The sequence below is a fragment of the Acidobacteriota bacterium genome (assembly GCA_016712445.1).
In the GTDB taxonomy this organism is placed as follows: domain Bacteria; phylum Pseudomonadota; class Alphaproteobacteria; order Caulobacterales; family Hyphomonadaceae; genus Hyphomonas.
This window is the reverse complement of record JADJRB010000001.1, coordinates 793,554-819,000: the sequence shown is the minus strand read 5'-3', so window position 1 is coordinate 819,000 and position 25,447 is coordinate 793,554. Positions and strand designations below refer to the sequence as shown.

Below are 25,447 nucleotides of genomic sequence, written 5' to 3'. Positions count from 1 at the left end.
TCCCGGAACGCGTGTTCTTGCGGGGAAAGCTAGGCCGATGCGCGCGATCCGGCAACAGAGCAGGGTATCAGGCGGCTTCGTCCTGCTCATCCTCGCCGCGCAGGCGGGCGAGTTTGGCGGCGCGGGCGGCGTTGCGGCGCTTGGCCTGCGCTATGAACATCGCGCGCTGGCGCTGCACCACGATGTCCGGCACGAACACTGGCGGCTGTTTCTTCTTGGGCGGCTTCGGCGGCTTCACCTTCGCGGCGGCCTTCGCACGCGCCATTGCCTGCTGGATGGCGGTTGCTTCGTCCATGCCGTCGGGCACTTCCACATCCATCATCCGCGGCGCCTGCTTGCGCAGTTCCCACACCGCCGACAGCAGCAGCACCGCGCCGGCCATCAGGCCCGCCATCGCACCTTCACCGGCGCTCGGGTCCAGCCACCATTGGGGATCGAAGTGAACGAGGAACACGGACGGAATCGAGAAGCACAGCGCGAACAGGTACCAGGCGACGGCGCCGCCCTTGCGTCCGGCAATGGTCGCGCCGGCGGCGTAATAGCCGATCGCGGCAAACAGGTAGGCGCTGCCATGGGCAATGCCCAGCTCGCGCCAGTTGACGCCCTTAAGGCCGTTGGCCACGTCGTCCTGCACGATCCAGCCCATCACCATCACGATCGACGGCCAGCGCAGGGCGGTCAGCGCGCCGAAGGCGAACGCAATCGCATAGATGGTCAGGAGGATCGTAATGAGGCGGCGCATCCGTCACGCGTAACACGCGCGTGGTTTGCGCTGGCTGAACACGGTCGGTGAAATTTCACCGATCGCCCGTCAGCCCTGCTGCGGGAAGACAAACAGGAACAAGGTCAGGTGGACCGAGGCCTGCAGCGCAAAGGTCATGCCGATCCCTTCGGCGGTCGATCTCAGCTGCCAGGCGAGGAAGGTCAGCGCATAGATGAAATAGGCCCAGGCGAAGATCAGCCCGCTTTGCAGCCCTGCGGCGAGGCTGAAGAATCCCGCGCAGGCTAGCGTGGCGGCGCCCGCGGCGTGCCAGTAGGTCGGCGTCCGGCGGCGTGCCGCCTCAAGCAGGCCCCAGAGCACCAGCGTCGAAACCGCCGGCCAGAGGACCACAAAGCCGAACAGCGGCGGCGGCGGGGCGGGGTCGGTCTCCGGCTGAGGGAATACCAGCACGGCAAGTACCGCGACCAGCAGGGTGCCGATGAGCGCCAGCAGGTAGGCGCGCCACAGGTACACCGCCCGGTGGCCATCGGTTCGGGTCATGAAGCCCAGCCATCGTGTCACGTGTGCGCTCCCCGGTCCTCGCAGCGACCCGCACACGCCATCGCGCGCGGGCCGCCGGATCAGGGCCTAACACACGTCCCGCCGGTCAGGCCATCTCGGGCACCGGCCAGAGGTTCTTCGCGAAATAGCGCGCCTTCATCCGGTCCATGTAGTCGACGAGGTTGCCATGGCCGCGCACCAGCCCGCTGAGCGGCGTGTCGAAAAATTCCGTCGCCGCCGAGATCAGCACCGCCGAGACGCTGGCATCTGCCGCCGTCGGATGGTCGCCGAACAGGTAGTCCTGCCCGGCCAGCTGGCTGGCGATGGCCTCAAGGTCCCAGGCCGCCAGTTGCATCCGCTCGGCTTCGGAATGGCGCGTGAAGCCGCGGCCGAACTGGGTCGCTGCAACGCCGTCGCGCGCCTGCCGGCTCACCTCGGCGCGCATCGGCTCCGGCACACCGCTGAAAAACAGTGCGGGGCCCTTGTTGAAGTTTGCATCCTTCATCCAGCGTTCGGTCACGATGCAGGCAACGAGATGGTCTTCCGCCATCCGCTCCAGCGCCCAGCTTGCGGCGCGCTGCTGGTCGTCGAGGCCATCGAGCAGCGAGCAGCCGGTCTTCGCCTCGACATGTGCGCGGATGAAATTGCTGTCCTGCACCACGAGGTCGCCGTCGCGCAGGTAGGGCGCCTTGTGCTTCGACACGGCTTCGAGGTCTGCAAAGCCCCGGTTGAACGCCGCGTCCAGCATCTGCAGCTGGATCTCGGATTTCATCACGAAGGGGCTGGGCGAGGGGCAATCGAACATCGGGCCCCATCCGTAAAGCGTCATCATGGTCAGTCTCCATCTCTCGGGTTGATGCAGGCTTGATAACCACCCACTGCTGACAGCATGCTGTCAGCAGCGTGGCAGTAGGACCAAATTCATGAGACGCACCGAACGCCTGTTCCAGATTATCCAGGTCCTGCGGCGTCACCGGGCACCGGTGACCGGGCACGCGCTGGCGGAGGAACTCGAAGTCTCCCTGCGCACGCTCTACCGCGATATGGCAGAGCTCATTGCCCAGCGTGTGCCGATCCGCGGCGAGGCGGGCACCGGCTATGTGCTGGAGGAGGGGTATGACATGCCGCCCCTGATGCTGACAGCGGACGAACTCGAGGCGGCGGTACTCGGCGCGCAGTGGGTGGCAGCGCGCGGCGACGCGGCCCTTTCCCGCGGCGCGCGCGACCTGATCGCCAAGCTCACCGTGGCCGTGCCGCGCGAGCTGCAACCGGTGATCCTCGATTCCGGATTGACGCCGGTCAGCTACCGCGAGCGCCCGAAGGACAAGGTCGACATCGGCCTCGTTCGCCAGGCCATCCGCTCACAGACGAAACTGCAGATCGACTATGCCGACGAGGCGGGCGCCGTGACGCAGAGGATCATCTGGCCCTTCCTGCTGGCCTATTGGGATGAGGTGCGCCTGATTTGCGCCTGGTGCGAGCTGCGGCAAGGCTTCCGGCATTTCCGCACCGACCGGATCAGCCGCGCCGAACTTACGCAGCGGTTTCCCGAGCGGATCGCGCGCCTTCGCAAGCGTTGGGAGCAGGAAGACCGCGGCCGCCGCCGCGATCCCTAGCTATCGCCTGATTATCCGCCCAGAGCTTCGATGATCTCTCGGGGCGCTGTTCTGGCCGACCCGGCATTATAGGGTGGATGCGGATCATATTCGATGGCGAGCTGCGCCATCATCGCGGCCTTGTCGCCATAGAGGTCTGCGATGAGCGCCAGTGTCAGGTCCATACCGGCCGACACGCCTGCAGACGTCCAATACTTGTCGTCCTTGACCCATCTTTCCGGCACGAAGGTTGCGCCTGCGGGTGCGAGCATGTCCGAAAACTTCCAGTATGTGGTCGCGCGCCGCCCTTGCAGCAAGCCGAGATGCGCGAGCATCAGCGACCCCGTACAAATACCGACCGTATAGAGACTGGTCGTGTCGATCTGCTTCACCCAGTTCGCAACCACGGGATCGTTCGCCGCGGTCATCATGCCTTGCGCTCCGCCCGGCACCAGAAGGACGTCGGTGCGCGTGATCTCCTCAAGGGATACATTGGCCTTGTACGCGACAATGCCGCTGTCACTTTTCATGATGTCAGTCGTCTTTCCGGCAAGGACGACTTCGACTCCGTTAACGCGGTGCAAGGCTTCATACGGACCAACCCAGTCCAGCACTGTCGTGCCCGGATAAAGGAGAATCGTCACTTGCGTCCGCGTACCTGTTCGCCGTCCGGTGGAGTCAAGTTGCGGGCCGGGCCCGGCATGCGCGCAGCCGGTCAAAAGCGCAGCCGTGCTGGCAAGGCTCAGGGCGGTAAAAGTTCGGCGATCAATCGTTCGAGTCATTCCGCGTCTCCGGCCCCAACCTTTTTTGTTCCCGTGAGGGTTTAGCTCGCTTTACCGCACCTGTCACAGCCCGCCGGCTTCAGTCGAACAGGCCGGGCAGTTCCGGCGCGGCGCCGTCAGCGTCGATGCGCTCCAGCTGCAGCATCCGGCGCTTCGTGGCGCGCCCGCCGTGCGCCGAAAATCCGCCGATCTTGCCATTCGCAGCCAGCACCCTGTGGCACGGCACGATCAGGGGCCAAGGGTTGGCGCCCATCGCTGCCCCGATTGCCCGCGCCGCGCCGGGCTCGCCGACAGCTGCCGCCAGCGCGCCATAGCTCGTCGCCTCGCCCCAGCCGGTTTCGCGCAGCGCCGTATATACGCGCACCTGAAAATCGCCGAGGCCGCGCATGTCCAGCTGAGCATCCCGGAAGTCCGTTTCAGCGCCCTCGAAATAGGCGCGCATCTTCTGCACGCAGGCCTCGATTGCCGGTGGCAGGTCATCGGTCTTGGTGCCGCCAGATCGCCGGGCCAGCCGCGCCGCTGTTTCCGCGGCGCTCGCTTCCGGCAGCTGCACCTGCGTCAGCCCGGCCGCGCTCCAGCCCAGGCCGCAAGGTCCCGCATCTGTCTCGAACAGGTGATAGCAAGCACCGGCCATCCACCGATGATGCCGCCACCCGGCGCGCGGTTCAAGCCGCCTGCGCCCAAGTTTGCCATTGGCCGCGCTCGGCCCGGCCTGCTAGGGATTTGCCCGAAGCAAAATCACCGGGAGGAAAACGATGGGCCGCGTATCTGGAAAAATGGCATTCATCACGGGCGGCGCGCAGGGGCTTGGCGAGGCCACCGCCCGCATGCTCGCGAAGGAGGGCGCCAAGGTCACCGTCACCGACGTGAACGGGAAGGGGGCCGAGGCTGTTGCGGCATCGATCAACGCCCAATACGGCGCCGGCACGGCCTTCGCCTGGCAGCAGGACGTCACCGACGCGGCGCGCTGGCCGGAAGTGCTCGAGCTGGCGCATGATGCGATGGGCGGCCTGAACGTGCTCGTCAACAATGCGGGGATCGGATCGCTCGGCTCGGTCGAGGACGAGAGCTACGACATGTTCAAAAAGGTCCAGACGGTCGATGTCGACTCGATCTTCCTCGGGTGCAAATACGCCATTCCGCTGATGCGCAATCATGGCCTCGGCTCGATCATCAACATCTCGTCGATCGCCGGCATCATCGCCAGTGGCAACTACGTGTCCTACAACACGGCCAAGGCTGCGGTGCGCCACCTTTCCAAATCCATCGCGCTGCACTGCGCCAAAACGGGCGGTCAGATCCGCTCGAACTCCGTGCACCCCGTATTCATCAACACGCCGATCCTGGATCGCACCAAGGAAATGTTCGGCGAGGAAAAGGCGCTTGCGAAGCTCGGCCGCCAGATTCCGCTCGGCAAGGTCGGCGAGCCCGATGATATCGCCTACGCGGTCCTGTATCTCGCTTCGGACGAATCGAAACTTGTCACCGGCATCGAACTGAAGGTCGATGGCGGCATCAGCGCGATGTGATGCCGGCATGCTGCGCTGGCTTATCCTTCCTGTCATCGCGGCGGTCGCCGCGTGCGCCTCGCCGCCGGAGCCGGAAGTGGGCAAGGGCGGCATCGCCGAGACCGCGCCGCCGCCGGACTGCGCGCCGCCCGCACCCTATGGCGGTTACCTGTTCTGGATGGAGGATCTCTCGGTCCAGCCTGGTGCGCAGGTCAAGTTGACGCCGTGGTTCACGCCGCAGCCGGGCGTCATGGAGGATGTCGATGCCCGGTGCCTGACGATCACCGAAGTGTCCGGTCCCGGCCAGCTGCTGGAGGATGGGCGCACGGTGGCCGTCAATCCAGACGCAGGCGACGGATCGGCTGTGCTCATCCGCGGAACCATCGGCGACACGGCCATCAGTGGACGGATTGCCGTCTATGACCGGTCGAGGCTTCCAATCGTCGGGTATTGGCACCAGAGGCCCGAGGAGTGCCAAGGCTCCGAGCCGATGCGCGAACTGGTGTTCAACGGCGACGGCACGTTCTCCGCGACCTGGATGCCCTTCGAGGTCTACAAGGACTTCTGGGGCACGTTCACCTATGATGCGGAGACGCGCGAACTGGTGCTGACGCCGGCTGGCGGCAATCACGTACCGCCCGATGCGAAGCTGAGGGCAACGATCGAGCTGACCTCCGACACGCTCGACCCCGGCCCCGGCTTTGCCGGTTCGCCTTCAGGCGGACCCGGCTGCGACGCGCCGTTCCGGAAATAGGATCAGGCGCCGGACGGTGTCTTCCGTGCGGTGACGAAATAAGCGTAAGCCGCCAGCCCCGCCATCAGCACGGCAGACGCGATCAGCGGCAGCGCGTGGTCGACCTGATAGAGCCCGGCGCCGATCAGCGGGCCGAAAATGAACCCGGAAGGCGGGGCGGCCGACATCAGCGCCGCCGCAGCGCCTTGTTCCTCGCGGCTCACCGACAGGCTGCCGAGGGCGTTGGCCGAAGGAATCGCCAGCGCTGATCCGGCGCCGATGGTGAGGAACGCGGCGCACAGGACCGGGAAAGCGTGGAACGCGTCGGCGGCGATGTAACCGAGGAAAACAATCGTCAGGCCAATCGGCAGCAGGCGGCGTGGATCGGGCTTGAAGCGCGAGATATAACCAAACTGGATGACGATGGTGGCGATGGCCATGCAGGCAAACGCGATGCCGGTATAGAGGACGGCGGTCTGGCCGGCCGTCTCGCCGTGTGTCTCGCGCAGCCGGTAGCGGTCCTCGATGAACCAGGCGAGCGTCTGCTGGACCATACCGACGGCAATGAAGTAGCAGACGAGGAACAGCAGGTGTGGGCGCACGCGCGGATCGGTCATCGCAAGCGGCTTGGGCCGGGCAAAATCGCGGGGCCGCGGGGCCGTCTTCGGCAGGGCGAAACCGATCAGCACACCGACGATCAGGCACAGCACGATCGAGCCCCAGAGCGGGGCGAGGGCGCCGAAGGGCGCGAGCGCCGCCGCCCCGGCCGGTCCGAGGATCGAGCCGATGCTCATTCCGGCGCCCAGCATGCCGAGGCCCGCTGCGCGGTTCAGCGGCGTGGTCGCGTCGGTCATCGCCGCCATCGAGGCGGGCTGCAGACCTGGCGTCAGCAGGCCGAACCAGAGGCGCACGAAGATCAGCGCCGACATCAGCGTGGTGCCGGCCAGCACGCCAGCCAGACCCGCTTGCAGCGTGAACAGGAAGGCCATGTTGGTGAGGCCCATCGCGATCAGCGAGAAGACCATCACGCGCTTGCGCCCCACGCGGTCTGCCAGGCGGCCCCAGCGGGGAATCATGAAGGCGTAGAGTAGGGTCGACAGCGTCAGGATCGCCGCGACTTCAATCGTGCTGAGCCCGGCGCTGCGCGCCAGCGGGGCGACCACGACGAAGTTGATGCTCATGCCGGCGCCCATCGCGATGGTGGCCAGCATCAGCATGTTGCGCTGGAACGGCGACAGCGGGTGCAGCGGCGTTTCGGTATGGTCCATCGTGTACGCCCCTGCTTCTGCGGGGGAAGCTAGGGTGGTTGCCGGGGGAAGCCAAACCCTTCCGTTGCGACAATCGGCGGGGTGAACCTTGCCTCACCGGGGGGATACACCCTAAGTGAAACAGCAGATCACCCCCGAATCCGGAGCAATGCCGTCCCCATGAAAGCCGTTCTCGAGGTCGTTCTCCAGATTCTCAACATTGCCAGCTGGATCATCATCATCCAGGCGGTGCTGTCCTGGCTGATCACGTTCCGTGTGCTGGACCTGCGCAACAACGTGGTCGGCTCGATCTGGGGCGCGCTGGACCGCATGACCGAGCCGCTCTACCGGCCGATCCGGCGCATGCTGCCGGCCATGTCCGGGCTCGACCTGTCGCCGCTGGTGGTGCTGCTGCTGATCTTCTTCCTGCAGAGGGTCATCATCTATTACATCTATCCGAACGTCTTCTGATTGGCGCACCGGCTTGCCGTACGGGTCCAGCCCGGCGCGTCCGCAGACCGGATCGAGGGCAGGGGCACTGACGATGCCGGGCGCGTCTTCCTGAAGGTACGTGTGCGGGCCCGGCCCGAGGCGGGCGCGGCGAATGCGGCGGTCGAGGCGGTTGTGGCAAAAGCGCTCGGGCTGCCGAAGTCTGCGGTGCGGGTGGTGACGGGCGCCAAGACTCGGATAAAAGGCCTCGAGATTGACGGCCCGCCGGAAGTGGCGGGCATGATTGAGGGCTGGTTGGCAGATGGTCGCGCAGCGGATTGACGGACATGTGATCTCGGCCGAGGTCAAGGCGGCGGTGGCCCGCGCGGTGGCCTCGCTGCCCGGCCAGCCCTGCCTCGCGGTGGTTCTCGTGGGCGAGGACCCGGCGAGCCAGGTCTACGTGCGCAACAAGGGCAAGGCGACGGTGGAGGCGGGCATGCTGTCGCGCCATCATGTGCTGCCGGCGGATGCGACGCAGGCAGAAGTCGAAGCCGTGATCGCCGACCTCAATGCCGATCCGTCCGTGGACGGAATCCTGCTGCAGCTGCCATTGCCGAAGGGGCTCGACCCGGACGCGGCAATCGAGCGGATTGATCCGGCCAAGGACGTTGACGGCCTGACCGAAGTTTCGGCCGGCCGGCTGAGCCTCGGCAAGCCGGGCCTTCGCCCGTGCACGCCGACCGGCTGCGTGATCATGGCCAAGCGCGCGTTGGGCGACAATCTTTCGGGCAAGCATGTCGTCGTGATCGGCCGCTCGATCCTCGTCGGCAAGCCGTCGGCGCTGCTGTTCCTGGCGGAGAATTGCACGGTGACGATCGCGCACAGCCGGACGAAGGACCTCGCAGCGATCTGCCGGTCGGCAGACATCCTCGTTCCGGCTGTCGGGCAGCCGGAGATGGTGCGCGGCGACTGGGTGAAGCCGGGTGCGACGGTCATCGATGTCGGCATCAACCGTGTGCCTGCGCCCGAGAAGGGCGAGGGCAAGACGAAGCTGGTGGGCGATGCGCATTTCGAAAGCTGCGCCGAAGTGGCCGCCCACATCACGCCGGTGCCGGGCGGGGTGGGGCTGATGACGGTGGCCTGCCTCCTGCGCAACACAGTGATCGCGGCGTGCGCGCGGCGCGGCTGGGCCTTGCCGGAGGGATTGTGAGCCAGACGTTCCAGCCTCCGCAGACGGAGCTGTTCCGCACGCTGTGGGCCGCGCAGGAAGGTTGCTGCGCGCTCTGCGGCCTCGCGATGCCCGCGAGCCGGTTTGACCTTGCCCATGCCACGCTCTGGAAAAAGCAGCGCCCGACGTTCGATCATATCCGGCCGAAGGCGGCGGGCGGGTCTGATGCGCCGGGCAATCTCCAGCTGGCGCATGCGATCTGCAATCTCCGCAAGGGCGCCGCGCTCTAGGCTCGGTGCGCGGGGCAGCACCTCAATCCGGACCGGCAGAGCCGTCCGGGTCCGGAGGGTATTGTGGCAAGGCAGTCGCCGTTCCGGCAACTGGCCTCCTCCGGGAAATCGCGGTGCGATTTCTGATCCGTCGGAGCCTGCGCGGCGGACGCCCGCAGCGTCCGGGAAGAAGAATGTAGTGCGGATGGACGCCTCACGTCCGCCGCGCCCGGCCCGGGGCTTCGGGCAGTTCTCGGGATGACTTCGGCGCCGCCAGGCCTTGGCTGCTTACCCGCTACGGACCACGCAGGGTGTGCGTGGTGGCCAGAGGGATTCTCCACCGGCATTTGCTCCGGCTTGCCTGGATCGACGTCCCTAGGGCGAAGGTGGGCCGTTATCCCACTTTCGCCCGCACCCGGGCCGGTCCAGCGACAACCGAACGGTACCGGCCCGGCTCCTGTCGCTGGATGAGGGGAGATTACACCCGCTGCGGACCCCGCCGGATTGGTTGGGGTGATCTTTTTTGCAGGGCGCGGAAAAGGTTCGGAATTTTGCGGATCGGGAGGGCGGGTTTGGTTGCGCAGGGCGGAGCTTGTGCAACAAAATCCGGGCGCGCCCTCTCCGCAGATCCCTGCGTCCTTCGACTTTGCTCAGGATGAGGGCAGGGGTCCAGTTCGCAGCATTTGCGGGGAGTCTAGGTCTGGGTCCCTGCCTTCGCAGGGACCTGCGGCGAGGTGGGATTTCTGCATCCCGACGTTTGCCCGGATGACACGGGTGTTAGGCGGCGCTAAGCAGTCCGTGTCCGGACAAAAGGAAACGGCAGGCGCGGGGCCTGCCGTTTGGGGGTTCTGTCTGGTGGGGCTTCAGGCCTTCTGGGTTTCGATGGCGCCGTGGCAGTGCTTGTATTTCTTGCCGGAGCCGCAGGGGCAGGCCGAGTTGCGCGGCGTATCAGACCAGTCATCTTCCGCCTGCGGAATATCGACCGGACGATCCGACGGGTCCATCTCGTTGACGCCCGTGTCGGGGTCGAGCTTGGTTTCGTGCAGCGCCGGCGGCGGCGCAGCCGGAACGGCGGCCGGGCGGCGCGCTTCCGGGGCTGGGCTGGTCTGGATGCGGATGTGCATCAGCGAACGGGTGACCGTGGCGCGCAGCTCGCCGAGCAGCGTGTCGAACAGGTTGAAGGCTTCGCGCTTGAACTCGTTCAGTGGATCGCGCTGGCCGTAAGAGCGCAGGTGGATGACCGAGCGCAGCTGGTCGATATGCTGAAGATGCTCGCGCCAACGCAGGTCGAGCACCTGCAACAGCAGCTGTTTCTCGATGCGGCGCATCTGTTGCTCGCCGATCGCGGTGGTCAGGCTGGCATAGTGCTTCTCGACCACGCTGCGGATGCGCTGGGCGATTTCCTCGTTGGCGACGCCTTCCTCGGCGGCCCAGTCCTTGACCGGCAGGTCGAGGGCAAACTCGGCGCGCATCGCTTCGGCAAGGCCGTCAATGTCCCATTGTTCCGCATACGCCTTTTCCGGCATCGTGCGTGAGACCAAGGCGTCGATCACCGTATCGCGCATGTCGGCGATGGTGTCGGAGACGTCGTCGGAGCGCAGGAAATCGAGGCGCTGCTCGAAGATCGCCTTGCGCTGGTCGTTGATGACGTCGTCATACTTCAGGACGTTCTTGCGGATCTCGAAGTTGCGCTCTTCGATCTTGCGCTGCGATGTTTCCATCGCCTTGTTCATCCAGGGGTGGGTGATTCCCTCGTCTTCCTTGATGCCGAGGCGGCGCATCACCGAATCCATCCGGTCGGCCGCAAAGATGCGCATCAGGTCGTCTTCGATGGAGATGTAGAATTTCGACTTGCCGGGGTCGCCCTGACGGCCGGTACGGCCTCGCAGCTGGTTGTCGATGCGGCGGCTTTCGTGACGCTCCGTGCCCAGAACGTAAAGGCCGCCGGCGTCCAGCGCCTGCTTCTTCTTGACCTCGATATCGGCCTTGATCTGCGCGGAAAGCAGCGAAACTTCGCCGTCCGACAGGACGCGGCCGAGGGCTTTTTCCTTTTCGCCGCGCTCCTGGGCAAGGCGCATGTCGGGGTTGCCGCCGAGCTGGATGTCCGTGCCCCGGCCGGCCATGTTGGTGGCAACCGTGACGGCGCCGGGCACCCCGGCATTGGCGACGATGAAGGCTTCCTGCTCGTGGTAGCGCGCGTTCAGCACCTTGTGCGGGATGCGCTGCGCAGTGAGCAGGTTGGAGAGGACTTCCGATTTCTCGATCGACGCCGTGCCAAGCAGGATCGGCTGGCCCTTGGCGTGGACTTCCTTCACTTCCTTGACGATCTCGGCATACTTCGCCTTGGCCGTGCGGTAGACGACATCGTCGTCATCCTGGCGGCGGACCGGTTTGTTCGTAGGCAGATCAACGACGGCGAGCTTGTAGATGTCGGCGAATTCGTCGGCTTCGGTCAGCGCCGTGCCGGTCATGCCGGCGAGCTTGCCGTAGAGGCGGAAATAGTTCTGGAAGGTGATCGAGGCGAGCGTGACGTTTTCGGGCTTGATCTCGACGCGTTCCTTGGCCTCGATGGCCTGGTGCAGACCTTCGGAAAGGCGGCGGCCTTCCATCATGCGGCCGTTGAACTCGTCGATCAGCATGACCTGACCGTCCTTGACGATGTAATCCTTGTCGCGGCTGTAGAGCTTGTGGGCGCGCAGGGCCTGGTTCGAATGGTGGACGAGCGAGATGTTGCCCGGCTCCCAGAGCGAGCCTTCGAGCAGGCCGAGTTCGACGAGCCAGGCTTCGATCTTCTCGACGCCGGGTTCGGAGAAGACGACCGAGCGCTGCTTTTCGTCGAGATCGAAATCGGCCGGCTCGAGTTTCGGGATCAGGCTGTCGATCTTGATGTAGAGGTCCGAGCGGTCGTCGGTCGGGCCGGAGATGATCAGCGGGGTGCGCGCTTCGTCGATCAGGATCGAGTCGACCTCGTCGACGATGGCGAAGTGGTGTCCGCGCTGGGCCATCTGGTCCAGCGAGTATTTCATGTTGTCGCGCAGGTAGTCGAAGCCGAACTCGTTGTTCGTGCCGTAGGTGATGTCGGCGGCGTAGGCGGCCTTGCGTTCCTCGTCGGAGACGCCGTGGACGATGGTGCCGGTGCTCATGCCGAGGGCGCCGTAGATGCGGCCCATCCATTCGGCGTCGCGGCGGGCGAGGTAGTCGTTTACGGTGATGACGTGGACGCCCTTGCCGGAGAGGGCATTGAGGTAGGCGGCGAGGGTGGCGACGAGGGTCTTGCCCTCACCGGTGCGCATCTCGGCGATGGCGCCGGAGTGCAGCACCATGCCGCCCATCAGCTGCACGTCGAAGTGGCGCATGTTGTTGGCGCGCTTGGCGGCCTCGCGCACGACTGCGAAGGCTTCTTCCAGCAGGCTGTCGAGGGTGGCGCCATCGGCGAGGCGCTTGCGGAATTCCTGGGTCTTGCCCTTCAGCGACTGGTCCGACAGCGCTTCCATGATCGGCTCGAGCGCGTTGATCCGGTTCACGCGGGACCGCAGCGGCTTCAGTTTGCGGTCGTTCGCGGTTCCGAAAATCTTGCGGGCAACAGTAAGCATATGAGGCAGCACCAAACAGTTTGTAAGGATGTACGGGGGCGATCCTGAACCGGAGCCTACAGGAATCTGATCCGCTATCCCACCGCGCTTTGCCTGGCTGAAACTACTCGACCAGCACGCGGGGCAGACTTAAGAACGCCGCCAGAGGGTGTCAATGAGGCGCCCTCAGTCTCTGAGGGGGGGCGCGATGCGTGCCAGGCCATTGATTTCTCCCGCGCATTTGGCGGCATTGGCGCTGGCGGGCTGGTTGGCCGGGTGTGGACAGCCCCAGACGCGTACCGCCGAAATTCCGGTCGCGGACCAAACGGTCGCAGCTTATGTGAACGGTGAACCCGTGTTCGAGGGCGATGTGGAGCTGGAAGCGGTGGCGCGCGGGCTGGTCAGCGCCGGCACGCCCTTCGATGCCGATGAGGACGCCTTCCGCCTCGTGCTGGACCAGCTGATCGACCAGAAACTGATGGCCCAGGAGGCCCAGAAGCGCCAGTTGGACCGTGATCCGGCCGGCCAGCGGCGGCTGGAGATGGCGCGTGAGCGCATCCTCGGGAACCTGCTGGTCGAGAGCCTGGTGGCCCAGGAGGTGACCGAAGAGGCCATCGACAGGATGTACAGCGAGCAAGTGCGCCTGCAGCAGGCGAATGACCAGGTGTCGATCGCCCATATTCTCGTCGATACGAAGGATGAGGCCGATGCGCTGTTCAAGCGGATCGAGCAGGGAGAGACGTTCGAAAGCCTGGTGTTCAACAATTCCAAGGACACGCGCACGCGCATGGAAAACGGCGACCTCGGTTATGTGGCGCCGAACGACATGGCCGATCCCTATCCGGTGGTGATCGCCAACACGCCGGAGGGCGAAGTGTCGCCGCCGTTCGAGACGGCGGAGGGATGGCACATCCTGAAGGTCAAGAAGCGGCGCACCGAGCCGCCGAAGACGCGCGACGAGATGCGCCCCGAGATCGCGACCTTCCTGACGCTCAACGAGGTCAGCCGGATCCTGCGGCGACTGCGCACGGAAGCGTCCATCGAACAAGGCAGCGGACAGGTGTATGTGCCCACCACGGAGCCTGCCGCGCCGATCCTGCCCCCTTCACCCGGAGATGATGACCTGTGAACCTGAAGCCTTCGCCCTTCGCGCCTGCCGCTTTCCCGACCTTGCCGGAGGTGCGCGGCGTGCGCACGGCCACCGGCAGCCGCGGATTCTATGCGCGCCGGGGCATCGAGCGGGATGACGTCTTCCTGGCCGTGTTCGATCCGGGCACGACGTGCGCCGGCGTCTACACGCGCTCGCTGACCGCGTCGGCGGATGTGCGCTGGTGCCGCGAGGCGCTGGAGAAGGGCGGCGGCAAGGCGGCGGCTCTGGTGGTCAACTCGGGAAACTCGAACGCGTTCACCGGGCCGAAGGGCGTGCTGAAGAATGAGGCAACCTTGAAGGCACTGGAAGACCGGCTCGGCGTCGCGCGGGAGCACTGCTTCCTCGCCGCGACCGGTGTCATCGGCGAGCCGCTGGCGGACCCGAACTATGTTGGCGCGTTCGTGCCCGAGCTGGCTGCGAAGCTGGCTGCGCCGGACTGGGAGAAACTGGCGCGCGCGTTCATGACGACCGACACCTACGCCAAGGGCGCAGGGATCACGGTCGATCTCGCCGGCGTGCCGACGAACTTCGCCGGGATCGCCAAGGGCTCGGGCATGATCGCGCCGAACATGGCGACGATGCTGTCCTATGTGTTCACCGATGCGCCGATTGCGCCGGCAGTGTTGCAGGACATCCTCGAGGACATCACGGACGAGACGTTCAACTCGATCACGGTGGACGGCGACACGTCGACGTCCGACACGCTGATGGTGTTCGCGACAGGCGCGACAGGAGACATCCCGATCGAAAGCCGGGAGGATCCGCGGTTCCCGGCCTTCGCTCATGCGCTGAAGACCGTCTGCCTCGACCTCGCCCACCAGATCGTCAAGGATGGGGAAGGGGCGAGCAAGTTTGTCACCGTCCGCGTCGAAGGCGCGGTGGCGCACCTCTCAGCCAAGATTGTGGCGGAGTCGATTGCCAACTCGCCGCTGATCAAAACGGCGATGGCGGCGGGCGACGCCAACTGGGGCCGCGTGGTGATGGCGGTCGGCAAGGCGTTCGAGCCGGTCGATACCGAATATCTCGCCGTCTGGTTCGACGATGTGCAGGTAGCGAAGGATGGCGCCCGCGCGCCCGACTATGACGAGGCGGCCGCGAGTGCCGTGTTCGCCAAGTCCGAGTTCACGATCCGCGTCGACCTGGGTGTCGGCGGCATGGCGTGGACCGTGTGGACCTGCGACCTGACGCATGGCTATGTCGACATCAACGGCGCCTACCGGACATGAGCGGGCGCGTGCTGCTCGTTGTGGCAGCGGCCTTGTTCGATGACCGGGGACGCATCCTTCTGGCACAGCGGCCGGAGGGCAAGCAGTTGGCGGGGCTGTGGGAGTTTCCGGGCGGCAAGCTGGAGCCGGGCGAAACCCCCGAAGCGGCGCTCGTGCGCGAACTCGAGGAAGAACTTTCGATCACGGTTAATGAAAGCGCACTGGAACCGCTCACTTTCGCAAGCTTCAGTTACCCGGCCTTTCACCTGTTGATGCCACTATACGGGTGCAAGAACTGGTCTGGGGCCATCCAGCCACGCGAAGGACAAGCCACCGCGTGGGTCGATGTTTCCAGGCTGGGAGACTACCCCGCGCCACCGGCAGACCTTCCCCTGTTCGACTGGCTGGCCAAACGGACCTGACGAAAGCGAACTGATCGTGACCCCGCGCTGCTTTGCAGACTTTGTTTCAGACGAGAGCGGCGCGACGGCCGTTGAATACGGACTGATTGTCGGCCTCATCGTCGTGACAGTGCTGGGCGGCCTGACCGCCGTAGCTGATGCCAACAGCGACACCTACGAAATGCTCGAGAGCGAGCTGGTGATCGGCTAGTCCGGAGACGGACAAAAAACCACAATCAGGTTTCGGGCGTGCGCTTCACGGCGGCGGCAAGGCTGGCTTTGGCGCTGCCGGGCTTCAGCGGTTGCGGCTGTCCGGGGGCAGGCGCCCAACCCATCACGTGCACGATCTCGAATGTGGCGGGCACCCGCCCATCGGCCTGCGCGAAGCGTTCGCGGTAGAGGGCGAGCGCGCGGGCCAGCACGCGCCGGGGCAGGGGCTGCGCCATGCCCGGCGCGAAGGCGGCGCGCTCGCCCATGCCTTTCAGGTCTGCGAACAGCTTCCGGGGATCGCCATAGCGCACGACGACCGTGTCCCGGTCGGCGACCGGCAAGGCGAGGCCGGCGCGCTGCAGCAGGCCCGCCATGTCGCGCAGGCCCGGGAGCGGCGAGAGACGCGGCGCGAGGCCGCCCATCAGTTCGGTCTCGGCATCCGTCAGTACACTGCGTAGTTCCGGCAATGTACCGGCTCCGAACAGGGCGCCTGCGAACAGGCCGTCCGGCTTGAGGATGCGGCGGACTTGCGCCAGCGTGCCGGGCAGGTCGTTGACCCAGTGCAGGGTCAGCGGTGCCACCACGAGATCGAAGCTGGCGGGTTCGAACGGCAGCTGTTCCTCGTCGGCGAAGGCAGCGGGAAGGCCGCGCGCTGCAGCCGCAGAAAGAAAGGCTGGCGCGGTATCGGCGGCGACCATCGCCGCGACCTTGCCGCTGGCGACGAGGCGCGCAGACAATGCGCCGCCGGCGCTGCCAAGCTCGAGGCCGCGCTCGAACCGGCGCGATGTGTCGTCGAGGCGGCTTTCGATATCGCCGGCCACCCGCTGGCGCAGGAAGTCATAGTCTGCAAAAGTTCGCGCAGCCCGTTCGCGGCGGGCGGCAATCCGCGCGCGGTCGAAGATCTGCGGGGGGGATGGCGAGGGGGACGGCATGGCGAGCGATATGCCCAAGCGGGGCGCCGGGGCCAAGGCGTTTCTCCGGCAGGGCGCCGATTTCTTCTGGCCGCCGCGCTCGCTGCTGAGCGGCGCGCGGGGGATGGGCAGCGGGCCGCTGTCGCCGGGCGATTTCCAGCAGCTGCGGTTCATTTCCGATCCCTTGTGCGACCGCTGCGGGGTGCCGCTGGACTATCGCACGGGCGACGAGACCTGGTGCGCGGTCTGCCTCGCCCGGCCGCCGCGCTGGGACCGGGCGCGGGCGGCACTGGTCTACGATGACACCTCGCGCCGGCCGGTGCTGGAGCTGAAGCGGGCCGGGCGGCGGGACGGGCTCGAGACGCTGTGCGGCTGGATGCGGCAGGCGGGCGGCAGCCTGATCGACGAGGCGGATGTGCTGGTGCCGGTGCCGCTGCACTATACGCGGCTGGTCGTGCGCGGCTTCAACCAGTCGGGCTGGCTGGCGCAGGCGATTGGCGCGGCGGCCGGCCGGCCGGTTGCGGTCGACGCGCTGGTGCGCACCCGGCGGACCGTCAGCCAGGCCGGGCTTGGGGGCAGGGCGCGCCGGCGCAATGTGTCCGGCGCGTTCAAGGTGCGCGCGTCGCGGGCGGGCCGGATCGCCGGGCAGCGGGTGCTGCTGGTGGACGATGTGCTGACCACCGGCGCGACCCTGTCGGCCTGCACGCGCGCCCTGAAACAGGCGGGGGCGCGGCAGGTTGACGTGCTTGTGCTGGCCCGCGTTGTCCGGGAAACCGACGTAACCATATAATAAAACCTGAAGCGGCAGGATGTAGCCGTGCCAAGGAAAGGAATGCCGGATGGCCAAGGTCACGATCTATACGCGCCAGTTTTGCCCCTATTGCTCGCGGGCGGTGGCGCTGCTGAAGGACAAGAAGGCCGACTTCACCGAGATTGATGCCGGCATGGACGCGGCGAAGCGCGAGGAAATGGTTCAGCGCTCGCACGGCGGGAAGACATTCCCGCAGATATTTGTGGGCGAGACGCATATCGGCGGCTGCGACGACATAATGGCGCTGGACCGGGCCGGCAAGCTCGACCCGATGCTGGCCGGGGCCTGAGGAGGCCGCAGGCATGATCCGCTACGCGCTGGCCTGCCAGGAGTGCGATCACGGCTTCGAGGCCTGGTTTGCCTCGTCGGAGGCGTATGACCGGCTGGCGAAACGCCGGCAGGTGGCGTGTCCGGAATGCGACGGACGCCGGGTCGACAAGCAGATCATGGCCCCCGCGGTGAAAACGACGAAGGGCAGGACGCCGTCGCCCGATCCGGAAAAGGCGTTCGCAGAATTTGCCGCGAAAGCGCGCGCGCATGTGGCCGAGAATTTCGATTATGTGGGCGACGGTTTCGCCGAAGAAGCCCGCGCGATGTATTACGGCGAACAGGATGACCGCCCGATCTGGGGCGAGACGACGCCCGAGGAGCGCGAGGCCCTGAAGGAAGAAGGCGTGGCGGCTTTGCCGCTGCCGGCGCCGTTTGCGCCGACGCCGCCGAAACGCAAGCCGGGCAAGGCCCTGAACTGACGCCGGAGGGGCGCTTTGCCGCGCTTGATGGCTGGCGCCGGCCCCGCTAGAAGGCCGCATACCGATTCCAAGAGGGCAACATGGCCAGCCACGAATACCATCACGGCGATATGGATATCCGCGACCAGAAAGCGACCTGGGACGGCTTCATCACGGGCAGCGTCTGGGGCGGCCTGCTGATCATCCTGATGGTCGGCCACGCCACCCTGGCGATCGCAATCGGCCTGAACTGGGCTGTGTCGCTGGGCATCATGGCGATTGTCGGCTTTGCGGCCGGCCTGCTGATGAACCTCGGTGGCCGCTGGATGGCGACCGTGGTGGTGATGATCGTCCTCGCGCTGATCGTGCAGGCGATGATCTGGCTGTTCGGCGCCGTCCTCTAGGACGCTGATTCTGCACAATTCCGACGGCGGGGCTTAACGCGCCCCTAAGCCTTCACAGGTCATAAACCTTGAGCTTTATCGAAAAGCGCTAAAGTCTGGTTTTGAAGCTGTTGGAGGAGGCCGCCGATGGGCGACGCACCACTCGTCATGTCTGGCGCGACAAAGAGGTTTGGCGGGTTCACCGCCGTCAACAGCCTGTCATTCGACGTGCCGGCCGGGCAGATCGTCGGCTTCCTCGGACCCAACGGGGCGGGCAAGTCGACCAGCCTGCGGATGGCGCTGGGCGTGATGGCGCCGGATGAAGGCGAGGTGGCACTGTTCGGGGCGAAGCCGGAGATCGGCGCGCTGAAACGGGTCGGCTTCCTTCCGGAAGAGCGGGGCCTCTACAAGAAGATGACCGCGCGCGACACGATCACCTATTTCGCGCGGCTGAAAGGTATGGGCGCGGCTGAGGCGAAGGCGCGGGCCGATGAGCTGCTGGAGTCGACCGGGCTCGGCAAGTTCCGGCTGACGCGGATATCGAAACTTTCGAAGGGCATGGCGCAGAAGGTGCAGATCCTGTCGACGCTGGCGCACCGGCCGGACTTCCTGATCCTCGACGAGCCGTTCTCGGGCCTCGACCCGATGAACCAGCAGACGCTGGAAGACCTGATCCGCGCCGAACATGCGCGCGGGGCGACGATCCTTTTCTCAACGCATGTCATGGAACATGCCGAGCGGCTGTGCGACCGGATCGTGATGCTGGCGCGCGGGCGCAAGGTGTTCGACGGCACACTCGATGCGGCGTATGCGAGCCTCGGGCAGGGTGCGCGCATGGCGGTGGAGCACGGGTTCGACCTTGCGGCGGCGCTGGCACCGAAGGGGTTCGAGGCACAACGGGCGGCCGACAAGGGACCGGGTGACAGCTGGCGCGTGGCATTGCCTGCCGGGCGCGGCTCGCAGGATGCGCTGCGGGCGGCGCTTGAAGCGGGCGCGCCGATCCTCGGCTTCCAGCCGGAGGAGGCGCGGCTGCGCGATGTGTTCGTCTCGCTGGTGGGCGAGGCAGAGGCAGCGGCGCTGGACACGCCGGTTGCCGCCGAAGTGGAGGCCGCGTGATGCGCAACATCTACCTGATCTTCCGGCGCGATTTCCTGGGCTATGTGAAGGCCTGGGGCTTCTGGCTCAGCCTTGCCGCGGTGCCGATCTTCCTCGTGATCGGTGCGAGCTTCGGCTATTTCGCGGCCTCGTCCTCGCCGGTGCGCTATTATGCGGTGGTCGAGACGACCGGCGCGATTTCTGACGCCATCGATGCCGAGTTCCGGCGGGTCGAGATGCGGGCGGTCGAGGATGCGATGTCGATTGCCGGCGGCGATGGTGCGGTGATCACCGAGGCGCAGGCCGCCGCGGCGGCGCCGCGCAAGTTCATCGAGGTCGAGGCGCCCGGCGACAGCCTGGAGGCGCTGCGGCCTTACCTGTTCGGCGAGAAGCTCGTGGATGGACCTGACGGGCCGAAGCCGCTGTTTGCCGCCTTCGTGCTGACGCCGGATGACAGCGCGCTGCAATACTGGAGCACGGACGTGAACGTTGCGACGCTGCGCTACGCGGCCGAGACGGCGATGCGCGACCTTGGCCGGCGCGAGGCGTTGCTTGAGGCGGGGCTGAGCGCGGACTTCCTGAAGACGGTCGATGAGACATCGCTGCCGGTCACGGCCTTCCGGCTGCGCAGCGAAGCGGAACCGGCAACCGGTGGCTCGGAAGTGACCATGGCGGACAAGGCGCCGGCGATCGTGGCCGGGGCGCTCGCCTATTTCCTGTGGCTGATGATCTTCTCGATCATCCAGTACCTGCTGATGGGTACGATCGAGGAGCGTTCCAACAAGATCTTCGACACGCTGCTGACGTCTGTGAAGCTGCCCGAACTGCTCGCGGGCAAGTTGCTTGCCGTGTTTGCAGTCACCTCGACGATGATGCTGTCCTGGTCATTGTTTGCGGGCGCGGGTTCGGTGATCGCGGCAACGCGCCTGCCGGGCCTCGACGAAATGATCGACCCGTTCCTAGCGTCGGCGACCGATCCCGGCCTGATCGTCCCGGCCCTGATCAGTTTCGTACTGGGCTATGTGCTCTACGGCGCGATCTTCATGGCACTCGGCTCGCTGTGTGACACGATCCAGGAAGCGCAGACGCTGCTGAGCCCGATGATGATCCTGCTGATGCTGCCAATGTTCGCCATCTTCGTGGCCTTCCAGGATCCCGGCTCGCCGGTCATCGACTATGCGAGCTGGGTGCCGATCTTCACGCCGTTCCTGCTGATCCTGAGGATGCCTCAAGACCCGCCGATGTGGGAAATCCTCGCGCAGATGGCGCTGATGGCGGTGACCACGGCGGTGATCGTCTGGGGCGCGACAAAGGTCTACCGCGCGGGCGCCGTGCACGGTGCGGGCATCGGCGACCTCGGCGGCATGATCAAGGGCGCACTCGGGATGAAGCCGAAGGCGGGATGAGCAGCGTGTGGCTGGCCGTCTTCAGGCCACCTGCGCCGCCGTGCCCAGCGAGAACGATCTGACGGCGTCAAACCGGCCGGATTCGACGGGTTCGGCATTCCAGGGGCGATCCAGGAGCCAGGATGCATAGTCGAGGTTCGAGAGGCGCGGCAGCGGAAGCAGCGGCAGCACTTCATCCATCACGAACTCTGCACGCCGGGAGCTGATGGAAAACGTTTCGGCGCGGCGGCCATCTGCTTCCACCTGCGAAAATTCGGCGTAGTACGAACCGCGCTCGAACTTCACCGACCGTGTGCTGACGGTGAACATGAGCGTGTCGCGGTCGAGCCAGGAGATGACGTCGCCCGGCACATAGATGCGATGGGAGAGGTCGGCGTCCGGGAAGGCCTGGAGCAGCAGCTTGACCACGCTCCGCCGCAGCGGGAAGCCTGACTGGGCCACCTGTTTCCAGACCGACAGCGGACCGTCCTCGCCGTCCTTCTCGAGAATTTCGAGGTTCTCTCCGCCGCGAAGCATGATCATCCAGCGCGGGCGATGGGGCGAGAAGATGTAGGTGTCGGTGCGGATCTCGGCGACGCCGAGGCCGAACAGGTGATGCAGGGTTTCGATATGGGGCAAACCATCCGAGGGTCAGGCGCGGTATTCGAAGAAGGCTGAACGAGACATGCTGGAACCTGTCTTTTCTGTAAGCGTCTGTTTGGCCAACGGCCAAAGCGCAGCGCAGTTCCAACGATTCCCAAAATCGAGGGTTAATGCAGGCTTGAAGCCGCCAAAGGGTGCGCGGCCAACGATCCGGCCGGCTTATTCGCCTGAGAGGCGACGCGCGCAGGCCGCGTCGTTCGCGACATCCGCAAGCAGCAGGCTGCGCACCGGAAAATCTTCGCGGCTGGCCGGCAGCCAGGTGATGGCGCGCACACCGTCGCCTTCTGTGACGAGCGCGGTCGCTTCTTTCTCCGGCGTGCGGTCGCGCGAGTCTTCCGACCATGAGCGCAGTTCCATGTCGTTGCGCAGGCCCGCTTCATAGGCGCGGCTGGACTCCTCCACGCCCTGGATCTTCCAGCCGGCCGCGGCAGTTGCCGAGAAATCGAACCCGCGTTCCCAGATCGGTCCGGCGGTCACCGTGACCTTGCCGCACGGTGCGAACGTGTCTTCGGCGAGCGTCACCGGCGCGCCCTGCATCGCCATGGCGTCCAGCTCCGCGGCGACATCCCATCCGGCCACTTTCTTCACTTCGCGAACGAGCAGGTCGTAGGCATAGGCATCGGTGTCGCGGCTGGCGGCGCGCTGCATGCGCAGCAGCACGTCGTCCAGGTCGGACTTGCCTTTCGTGCGGCCACGGATGCCTGCGTCGAGCCACGCCGCGATCAGCATGCCCTTCTGGTAGGGCAGGCGGCTCATCTCCTGGCTCGACCAGAAGCCGTCCGCAATGTCGCTGGCTGTGGCCGTGCGCACCGGTGAAATGTCGAAGGCTTTGGCGGCCTGATTGAACGCCTTGGCGAAGTCTGCGGGTGACCAGAGGCCTTCGCGCACGAGGACTCGGAAGGTGGCCCAGTCGGTGAAGCCTTCCGACAGCCAGTAATGGCGCGCTTCGTCCTCCTCCGGCATCCGGCCGATGCGGTGGGGAATCCAAGTGTGCATCATTTCGTGTGCGATCAGCGGGGCGGCATCCTCCGCCTGCATGTTGGCGCCGGAGAACAGGGAGAAGGCGTCGCCGAGGCCGGTGCCGCCGATGGAGTAGGACTCGGGTTCAGCCGGCTCGGCGATGACGGTGACAAGGAAGGGTTCGTCGCCGGACGACCAGTAGCGGCGCTCGGCGGAGGCGATGGCGGTGAAGGTCTGCTGCCAGAAGGCATCGTCCAGCGTGTCGAACGTGCCGACGAGCGCGAGGCGGGCCTTGCCCGATTCGATCAGGCGGAGGTTGCCGCCGAAGACGGCGCTCTGGGAGAGGTTGCCGAAGGTCGTGCGGCCGGAGGGGCCGGCATGGTCGAGATCGGAGACAAGGGTGAGGCCGTCCGGCCGATCGAGCGTGACGCGGGCGGCGGTCGTCTCAGAGAGCGAGTCCGGCTGGGGCAGGACGGTGAAGCCGATGAAATAGAAATGGTCCGGCGCGAAGCGCGGGCGGTAGTCGTTGCCGCCGAGTTTGGCGTCTGGTGCATCGGGACCCGATCCGACTTTCCAGTCGAGACGCAGGTGCGCGCCGGGCGCATGACGCAGGACGAGCTTGCCCGGCGGGCTCGCCGCATCGACTTCGCCGCCGGTGGCCCGGATGTCCCACAGGCCGCGGTAGAGCTCGCGTTCGCCGCCCCACTCATCCGGCAGCTGAACTTCGGTCACGCCGTCGGCGTCGCCGGGAAAGCTGAGCGACATGTCGAGGCGGGTGACCGCGCCCGATTCCACGACCGGTGTGATGTGCCACTGGACGGCGTCGGCGCGCGGCGACATGCCGGACAGCGCAGTGAAGCTGGCGAGGGCGATGAGGTTTCGGAGCAGCATCCGGGACTCCCTTTGAGGCGCCGCCAGATAACCGGATTGCGGCACAACGAAAAACCCCGCCAGCGGGGCTGACGGGGTTTTTGTTCAGTCGATCGGCGGATCGCCGGGTCTACACGATGCCTTCGCGCTGGGCGCGTTTGCGGGCCAGCTTGCGGGCGCGGCGCACGGCTTCGGCGCGCTGGCGGGCTTTCTTCTCGGACGGTTTCTCAAACGCCTGACGCGCTTTCATTTCCCGGAACAGGCCTTCGCGCTGCATCTTCTTCTTCAGCGCGCGCAGGGCTTGCTCAACGTTGTTATCGCGGACGACGATCTGTACTATGGGACTTCTCCATCGGGTTCGGTTCGGGCAGCGGCCCGGAAAATGGGGCAGAATGGGCCTGACAGCCCGGAAAGCGCGGCCTATATCACGGGGGACAAGCCTTCGCCAAGCCCTCGCCGCACCGGAATTTACGATGACTGAGCCACCTTCCGAAACCCTTCGCCGCCGGTGGCTCGCCGAATTGCTGCCGGACGTGGCGTTTGACGGGTGGACCGAGGCGGCCGCCCGGCTGGCAGCGGGCCGCGCCGGGCTCAGTGAAGGTGAACAGGCGCTCGCCGCGCCGCAGGGCGTGGTGAACCTGATCGATGCGTTTTTCGATGAGGCCGAGGCGGCGGCACGTGCTTCGCTGGCCGGGCTGGACATGTCGGGGATGCGGGTTCCGGACAAGGTGAAGGCGGGCGTGCTGGCCTGGCTCGAGGCGCTGGCGCCGAATCGCGAGGCGGTCCGGCGGGCGGCAAGCCGGGGCTTTCTACCGTGGAGCGCGGGCCCCGCCGTGCAGCGGACGTGGAAGGTCGCCGACATGGTGTGGACCGCGGCGGGCGATGCCTCGGAAGACTATAACCGCTACTCGAAGCGCGGCCTGCTGGCGGCGGTGCTGCCGGCGATCGTGCTGTACTGGGCGGATAATCCGGCGCCGGAAGATCTGGACGGGTTCATCCAGCGCAGGCTCGCCAATGTGTCCGGGATTGGACAGCGGGCGGGCAAGCTCGTCAGGCCGGTGCTGGAGCGCTTCGGAAAACGCTGAGTGCGCGGGCCTTCTTCGCGGATGTGGGGGAGGTGTCGGACGGAAGCTGACCAAGCGCCCCAGGGGGCTGGGGGGGCTGATGGGTCTGGAGCACTTGTAAATGACCTCCGCCCGACAATTCAAAGATGGCGAGCGCCTGCGGCGGCGGCAAGTCCGAAAAGCGGCGTTTTCGGGAAATGCGGATTAATTCGCAGTTAGTTGTTTCGGGGGCTGGACGCAGGCGCAAAGCTATGCGGAACTGTCCGTGATGACGGAACAGTTTTCGCGCAAGCCCGCTGCCGATCCCGTGGTCGCTTTCCAGAAGAGCGAACTCCAGCCCATACTCGATGTCTATGGCCGGCTCGTGATTGCCGGCGAGGCGCGCGACTACTCGATCGGCTTCGGTCGCGACGTGGCGACGTTCGCGATCTTCCGGCGGCATGCCGAAAGCCCCACCTGGCGCATCGAGAAGGAACCCGCGCTGGCAAACCGTCAAGGCCAGTATGCGGTGTATGGGCTCGGCGGCCAGGTGCTGCGGCGCGGACGGGAACTGAAGCAGGTGCTTCGCGTTTTCGACAGCCGGAAGTTCACTATCGTCCGTTAACGGATGATCCTGTCAAATTAACCCTTTGTTTACCAAAAACTTCTTGCGAACCAAATTGGAACAGAGTAGGAACATTCCACAAGGAACGGAGCATGAACATGGGTAGCGCAGTGAGCTTTCGCGGTCAATCGGGCAAGGCGTGGTCTTTCCAGCGGGCAGCCGCGGATGCGGCCTGGGCGCGGGCGCCGGGGGTGGTGATCTTCGCGATCCCGGAAGCCTGCGGATGGCGCCTCTTCCGGGTGCTGGAACTGACCGGCAAGCCGCATGACATCCAGCCGATCTGGGCCTATTCCGAGGCCGAGCGCTACGGCGCCACCGCCGTGTTCGTGTCGCTCGAATTCGATCCCTCGGTGCGCAAGCAGATGGTCGCAGACCTCGAGGCGGGCTTCCGGCCGCTGGTGCGGTCCGGCGATGTGATCCGCCTCGCCGCCTGAGGAGGCAGG

Annotated in this window: 31 protein-coding genes; 20 read left to right on the top strand and 11 right to left on the bottom strand. The window is 66.0% G+C overall.

The annotated features are described in order from the left end of the window. Window positions 1–67: 67 nt before the first annotated feature. The 3 genes from IPK75_04145 to IPK75_04135 form a co-directional block, all read right to left on the bottom strand. A complete protein-coding gene (locus IPK75_04145; GenBank protein ID MBK8197539.1) occupies window positions 68–742 on the bottom strand; it encodes a hypothetical protein in 675 nt (224 codons plus the stop codon). Between the two features lie 69 nt (window positions 743–811). After that, on the bottom strand, window positions 812–1,261 hold the full coding sequence (locus tag IPK75_04140; protein MBK8197538.1) for a hypothetical protein: 450 nt from the start codon (window positions 1,259–1,261) through the stop codon (window positions 812–814). A gap of 106 nt (window positions 1,262–1,367) precedes the next feature. Continuing rightward, the gene (locus IPK75_04135; protein MBK8197537.1) at window positions 1,368–2,093 is read right to left on the bottom strand and encodes a glutathione S-transferase family protein; all 726 of its coding nucleotides are present in this window, start codon (window positions 2,091–2,093) and stop codon (window positions 1,368–1,370) included. 91 nt (window positions 2,094–2,184) lie between these two features. On the opposite strand from IPK75_04135, the gene IPK75_04130 reads away from it, so the two are divergent. Then, window positions 2,185–2,877: a YafY family transcriptional regulator gene (locus IPK75_04130; GenBank protein ID MBK8197536.1), complete on the top strand. Its 693-nt coding sequence runs from the start codon at window positions 2,185–2,187 to the stop codon at window positions 2,875–2,877. An 11-nt stretch (window positions 2,878–2,888) separates the two neighbouring features. Here IPK75_04130 and IPK75_04125 read toward each other — a convergent pair whose 3' ends face one another. Both IPK75_04125 and IPK75_04120 read right to left on the bottom strand, forming a co-directional pair. Further along, complete coding sequence (locus IPK75_04125; GenBank protein MBK8197535.1) at window positions 2,889–3,638, bottom strand: DJ-1/PfpI family protein; 750 nt, start codon at window positions 3,636–3,638, stop codon at window positions 2,889–2,891. A gap of 79 nt (window positions 3,639–3,717) precedes the next feature. Beyond that, window positions 3,718–4,272, bottom strand: coding sequence for a methylated-DNA--[protein]-cysteine S-methyltransferase (locus tag IPK75_04120; GenBank protein MBK8197534.1), 555 nt, complete (start codon window positions 4,270–4,272; stop codon window positions 3,718–3,720). A gap of 121 nt (window positions 4,273–4,393) precedes the next feature. Here IPK75_04120 and IPK75_04115 point away from each other — a divergent pair, with 121 nt between their 5' ends. Both IPK75_04115 and IPK75_04110 read left to right on the top strand, forming a co-directional pair. Then, on the top strand, window positions 4,394–5,167 hold the full coding sequence (locus IPK75_04115; GenBank protein ID MBK8197533.1) for a glucose 1-dehydrogenase: 774 nt from the start codon (window positions 4,394–4,396) through the stop codon (window positions 5,165–5,167). A gap of 7 nt (window positions 5,168–5,174) precedes the next feature. Continuing rightward, window positions 5,175–5,900, top strand: a complete 726-nt coding sequence (locus IPK75_04110; GenBank protein ID MBK8197532.1) for a hypothetical protein — start codon at window positions 5,175–5,177, stop codon at window positions 5,898–5,900. Window positions 5,901–5,902: 2 nt separating this feature from the next. Here IPK75_04110 and IPK75_04105 read toward each other — a convergent pair whose 3' ends face one another. Continuing rightward, entirely contained in the window at window positions 5,903–7,090 is a 1,188-nt protein-coding gene (locus IPK75_04105; GenBank protein MBK8197531.1) for an MFS transporter, read from the bottom strand. 216 nt (window positions 7,091–7,306) lie between these two features. On the opposite strand from IPK75_04105, the gene IPK75_04100 reads away from it, so the two are divergent. From IPK75_04100 to IPK75_04085, 4 genes are read left to right on the top strand one after another with little or no spacing between them, the layout of a single operon-like run. Beyond that, the gene (locus IPK75_04100; protein MBK8197530.1) at window positions 7,307–7,597 is read left to right on the top strand and encodes a YggT family protein; all 291 of its coding nucleotides are present in this window, start codon (window positions 7,307–7,309) and stop codon (window positions 7,595–7,597) included. Then, window positions 7,598–7,897, top strand: a complete 300-nt coding sequence (locus IPK75_04095; protein ID MBK8197529.1) for a DUF167 domain-containing protein — start codon at window positions 7,598–7,600, stop codon at window positions 7,895–7,897. Next, window positions 7,878–8,765, top strand: coding sequence for a bifunctional methylenetetrahydrofolate dehydrogenase/methenyltetrahydrofolate cyclohydrolase FolD (folD, locus tag IPK75_04090; protein ID MBK8197528.1), 888 nt, complete (start codon window positions 7,878–7,880; stop codon window positions 8,763–8,765). Before IPK75_04095 ends, folD begins: the two co-directional genes overlap by 20 nt. After that, on the top strand, window positions 8,762–9,013 hold the full coding sequence (locus IPK75_04085; protein ID MBK8197527.1) for an HNH endonuclease: 252 nt from the start codon (window positions 8,762–8,764) through the stop codon (window positions 9,011–9,013). The genes folD and IPK75_04085 overlap by 4 nt, the downstream gene beginning before the upstream one ends. A gap of 842 nt (window positions 9,014–9,855) precedes the next feature. On the opposite strand, the gene secA is transcribed toward IPK75_04085, so the two are convergent. After that, window positions 9,856–12,585, bottom strand: coding sequence for a preprotein translocase subunit SecA (gene secA, locus IPK75_04080; GenBank protein ID MBK8197526.1), 2,730 nt, complete (start codon window positions 12,583–12,585; stop codon window positions 9,856–9,858). Between the two features lie 187 nt (window positions 12,586–12,772). Between secA and IPK75_04075 the strand changes: the two genes are divergently transcribed. From IPK75_04075 to IPK75_04060, 4 genes are read left to right on the top strand one after another with little or no spacing between them, the layout of a single operon-like run. After that, window positions 12,773–13,693, top strand: coding sequence for a peptidylprolyl isomerase (locus IPK75_04075; GenBank protein MBK8197525.1), 921 nt, complete (start codon window positions 12,773–12,775; stop codon window positions 13,691–13,693). Continuing rightward, window positions 13,690–14,940, top strand: coding sequence for a bifunctional glutamate N-acetyltransferase/amino-acid acetyltransferase ArgJ (argJ, locus tag IPK75_04070; protein ID MBK8197524.1), 1,251 nt, complete (start codon window positions 13,690–13,692; stop codon window positions 14,938–14,940). Before IPK75_04075 ends, argJ begins: the two co-directional genes overlap by 4 nt. Next, window positions 14,937–15,341, top strand: coding sequence for an 8-oxo-dGTP diphosphatase MutT (mutT, locus tag IPK75_04065; protein ID MBK8197523.1), 405 nt, complete (start codon window positions 14,937–14,939; stop codon window positions 15,339–15,341). The genes argJ and mutT overlap by 4 nt, the downstream gene beginning before the upstream one ends. Next, a complete protein-coding gene (locus tag IPK75_04060; GenBank protein ID MBK8197522.1) occupies window positions 15,265–15,531 on the top strand; it encodes a Flp family type IVb pilin in 267 nt (88 codons plus the stop codon). The genes mutT and IPK75_04060 overlap by 77 nt, the downstream gene beginning before the upstream one ends. 25 nt (window positions 15,532–15,556) lie before the next feature. Here IPK75_04060 and IPK75_04055 read toward each other — a convergent pair whose 3' ends face one another. After that, the gene (locus tag IPK75_04055) at window positions 15,557–16,462 is read right to left on the bottom strand and encodes a methyltransferase domain-containing protein (protein ID MBK8197521.1); all 906 of its coding nucleotides are present in this window, start codon (window positions 16,460–16,462) and stop codon (window positions 15,557–15,559) included. 10 nt (window positions 16,463–16,472) lie between these two features. On the opposite strand from IPK75_04055, the gene IPK75_04050 reads away from it, so the two are divergent. The 6 genes from IPK75_04050 (at window position 16,473) to IPK75_04025 (ending at window position 20,864) form a co-directional block, all read left to right on the top strand. Further along, a complete protein-coding gene (locus tag IPK75_04050; GenBank protein ID MBK8197520.1) occupies window positions 16,473–17,231 on the top strand; it encodes a ComF family protein in 759 nt (252 codons plus the stop codon). A gap of 49 nt (window positions 17,232–17,280) precedes the next feature. Next, complete coding sequence (gene grxC / locus IPK75_04045) at window positions 17,281–17,541, top strand: glutaredoxin 3 (GenBank protein ID MBK8197519.1); 261 nt, start codon at window positions 17,281–17,283, stop codon at window positions 17,539–17,541. A 13-nt stretch (window positions 17,542–17,554) separates the two neighbouring features. Next, window positions 17,555–18,001: a DUF1178 family protein gene (locus IPK75_04040; GenBank protein MBK8197518.1), complete on the top strand. Its 447-nt coding sequence runs from the start codon at window positions 17,555–17,557 to the stop codon at window positions 17,999–18,001. 80 nt (window positions 18,002–18,081) lie between these two features. Next, window positions 18,082–18,384, top strand: a complete 303-nt coding sequence (locus IPK75_04035; GenBank protein MBK8197517.1) for an aa3-type cytochrome c oxidase subunit IV — start codon at window positions 18,082–18,084, stop codon at window positions 18,382–18,384. 126 nt (window positions 18,385–18,510) lie between these two features. Beyond that, on the top strand, window positions 18,511–19,479 hold the full coding sequence (locus tag IPK75_04030; protein MBK8197516.1) for an ATP-binding cassette domain-containing protein: 969 nt from the start codon (window positions 18,511–18,513) through the stop codon (window positions 19,477–19,479). Then, window positions 19,479–20,864, top strand: a complete 1,386-nt coding sequence (locus IPK75_04025; GenBank protein MBK8197515.1) for an ABC transporter permease — start codon at window positions 19,479–19,481, stop codon at window positions 20,862–20,864. The genes IPK75_04030 and IPK75_04025 overlap by 1 nt, the downstream gene beginning before the upstream one ends. A gap of 21 nt (window positions 20,865–20,885) precedes the next feature. Here the strand turns inward: IPK75_04025 and IPK75_04020 are convergent, their stop codons facing one another. The 3 genes from IPK75_04020 to IPK75_04010 all read right to left on the bottom strand — a co-directional run bounded on the left by IPK75_04020 (window position 20,886) and on the right by IPK75_04010 (window position 23,676). Continuing rightward, a complete protein-coding gene (locus tag IPK75_04020) occupies window positions 20,886–21,482 on the bottom strand; it encodes a hypothetical protein (GenBank protein ID MBK8197514.1) in 597 nt (198 codons plus the stop codon). A gap of 183 nt (window positions 21,483–21,665) precedes the next feature. Continuing rightward, window positions 21,666–23,357: a hypothetical protein gene (locus tag IPK75_04015; protein MBK8197513.1), complete on the bottom strand. Its 1,692-nt coding sequence runs from the start codon at window positions 23,355–23,357 to the stop codon at window positions 21,666–21,668. Between the two features lie 109 nt (window positions 23,358–23,466). Next, window positions 23,467–23,676 carry a 30S ribosomal protein S21 gene (locus tag IPK75_04010; GenBank protein MBK8197512.1) on the bottom strand — a complete coding sequence of 70 codons (210 nt, stop codon included), beginning with the start codon at window positions 23,674–23,676 and terminating at the stop codon, window positions 23,467–23,469. A 133-nt stretch (window positions 23,677–23,809) separates the two neighbouring features. On the opposite strand from IPK75_04010, the gene IPK75_04005 reads away from it, so the two are divergent. The 3 genes from IPK75_04005 to IPK75_03995 all read left to right on the top strand — a co-directional run bounded on the left by IPK75_04005 (window position 23,810) and on the right by IPK75_03995 (window position 25,438). Further along, window positions 23,810–24,421 (top strand): COQ9 family protein, encoded by a 612-nt coding sequence (locus IPK75_04005; protein ID MBK8197511.1) that lies wholly within the window; start codon window positions 23,810–23,812, stop codon window positions 24,419–24,421. Window positions 24,422–24,668: 247 nt separating this feature from the next. Next, a complete protein-coding gene (locus tag IPK75_04000) occupies window positions 24,669–25,004 on the top strand; it encodes a DUF2794 domain-containing protein (GenBank protein ID MBK8197510.1) in 336 nt (111 codons plus the stop codon). Window positions 25,005–25,102: 98 nt separating this feature from the next. Then, entirely contained in the window at window positions 25,103–25,438 is a 336-nt protein-coding gene (locus tag IPK75_03995; GenBank protein MBK8197509.1) for a hypothetical protein, read from the top strand. Window positions 25,439–25,447 lie beyond the last annotated feature (9 nt).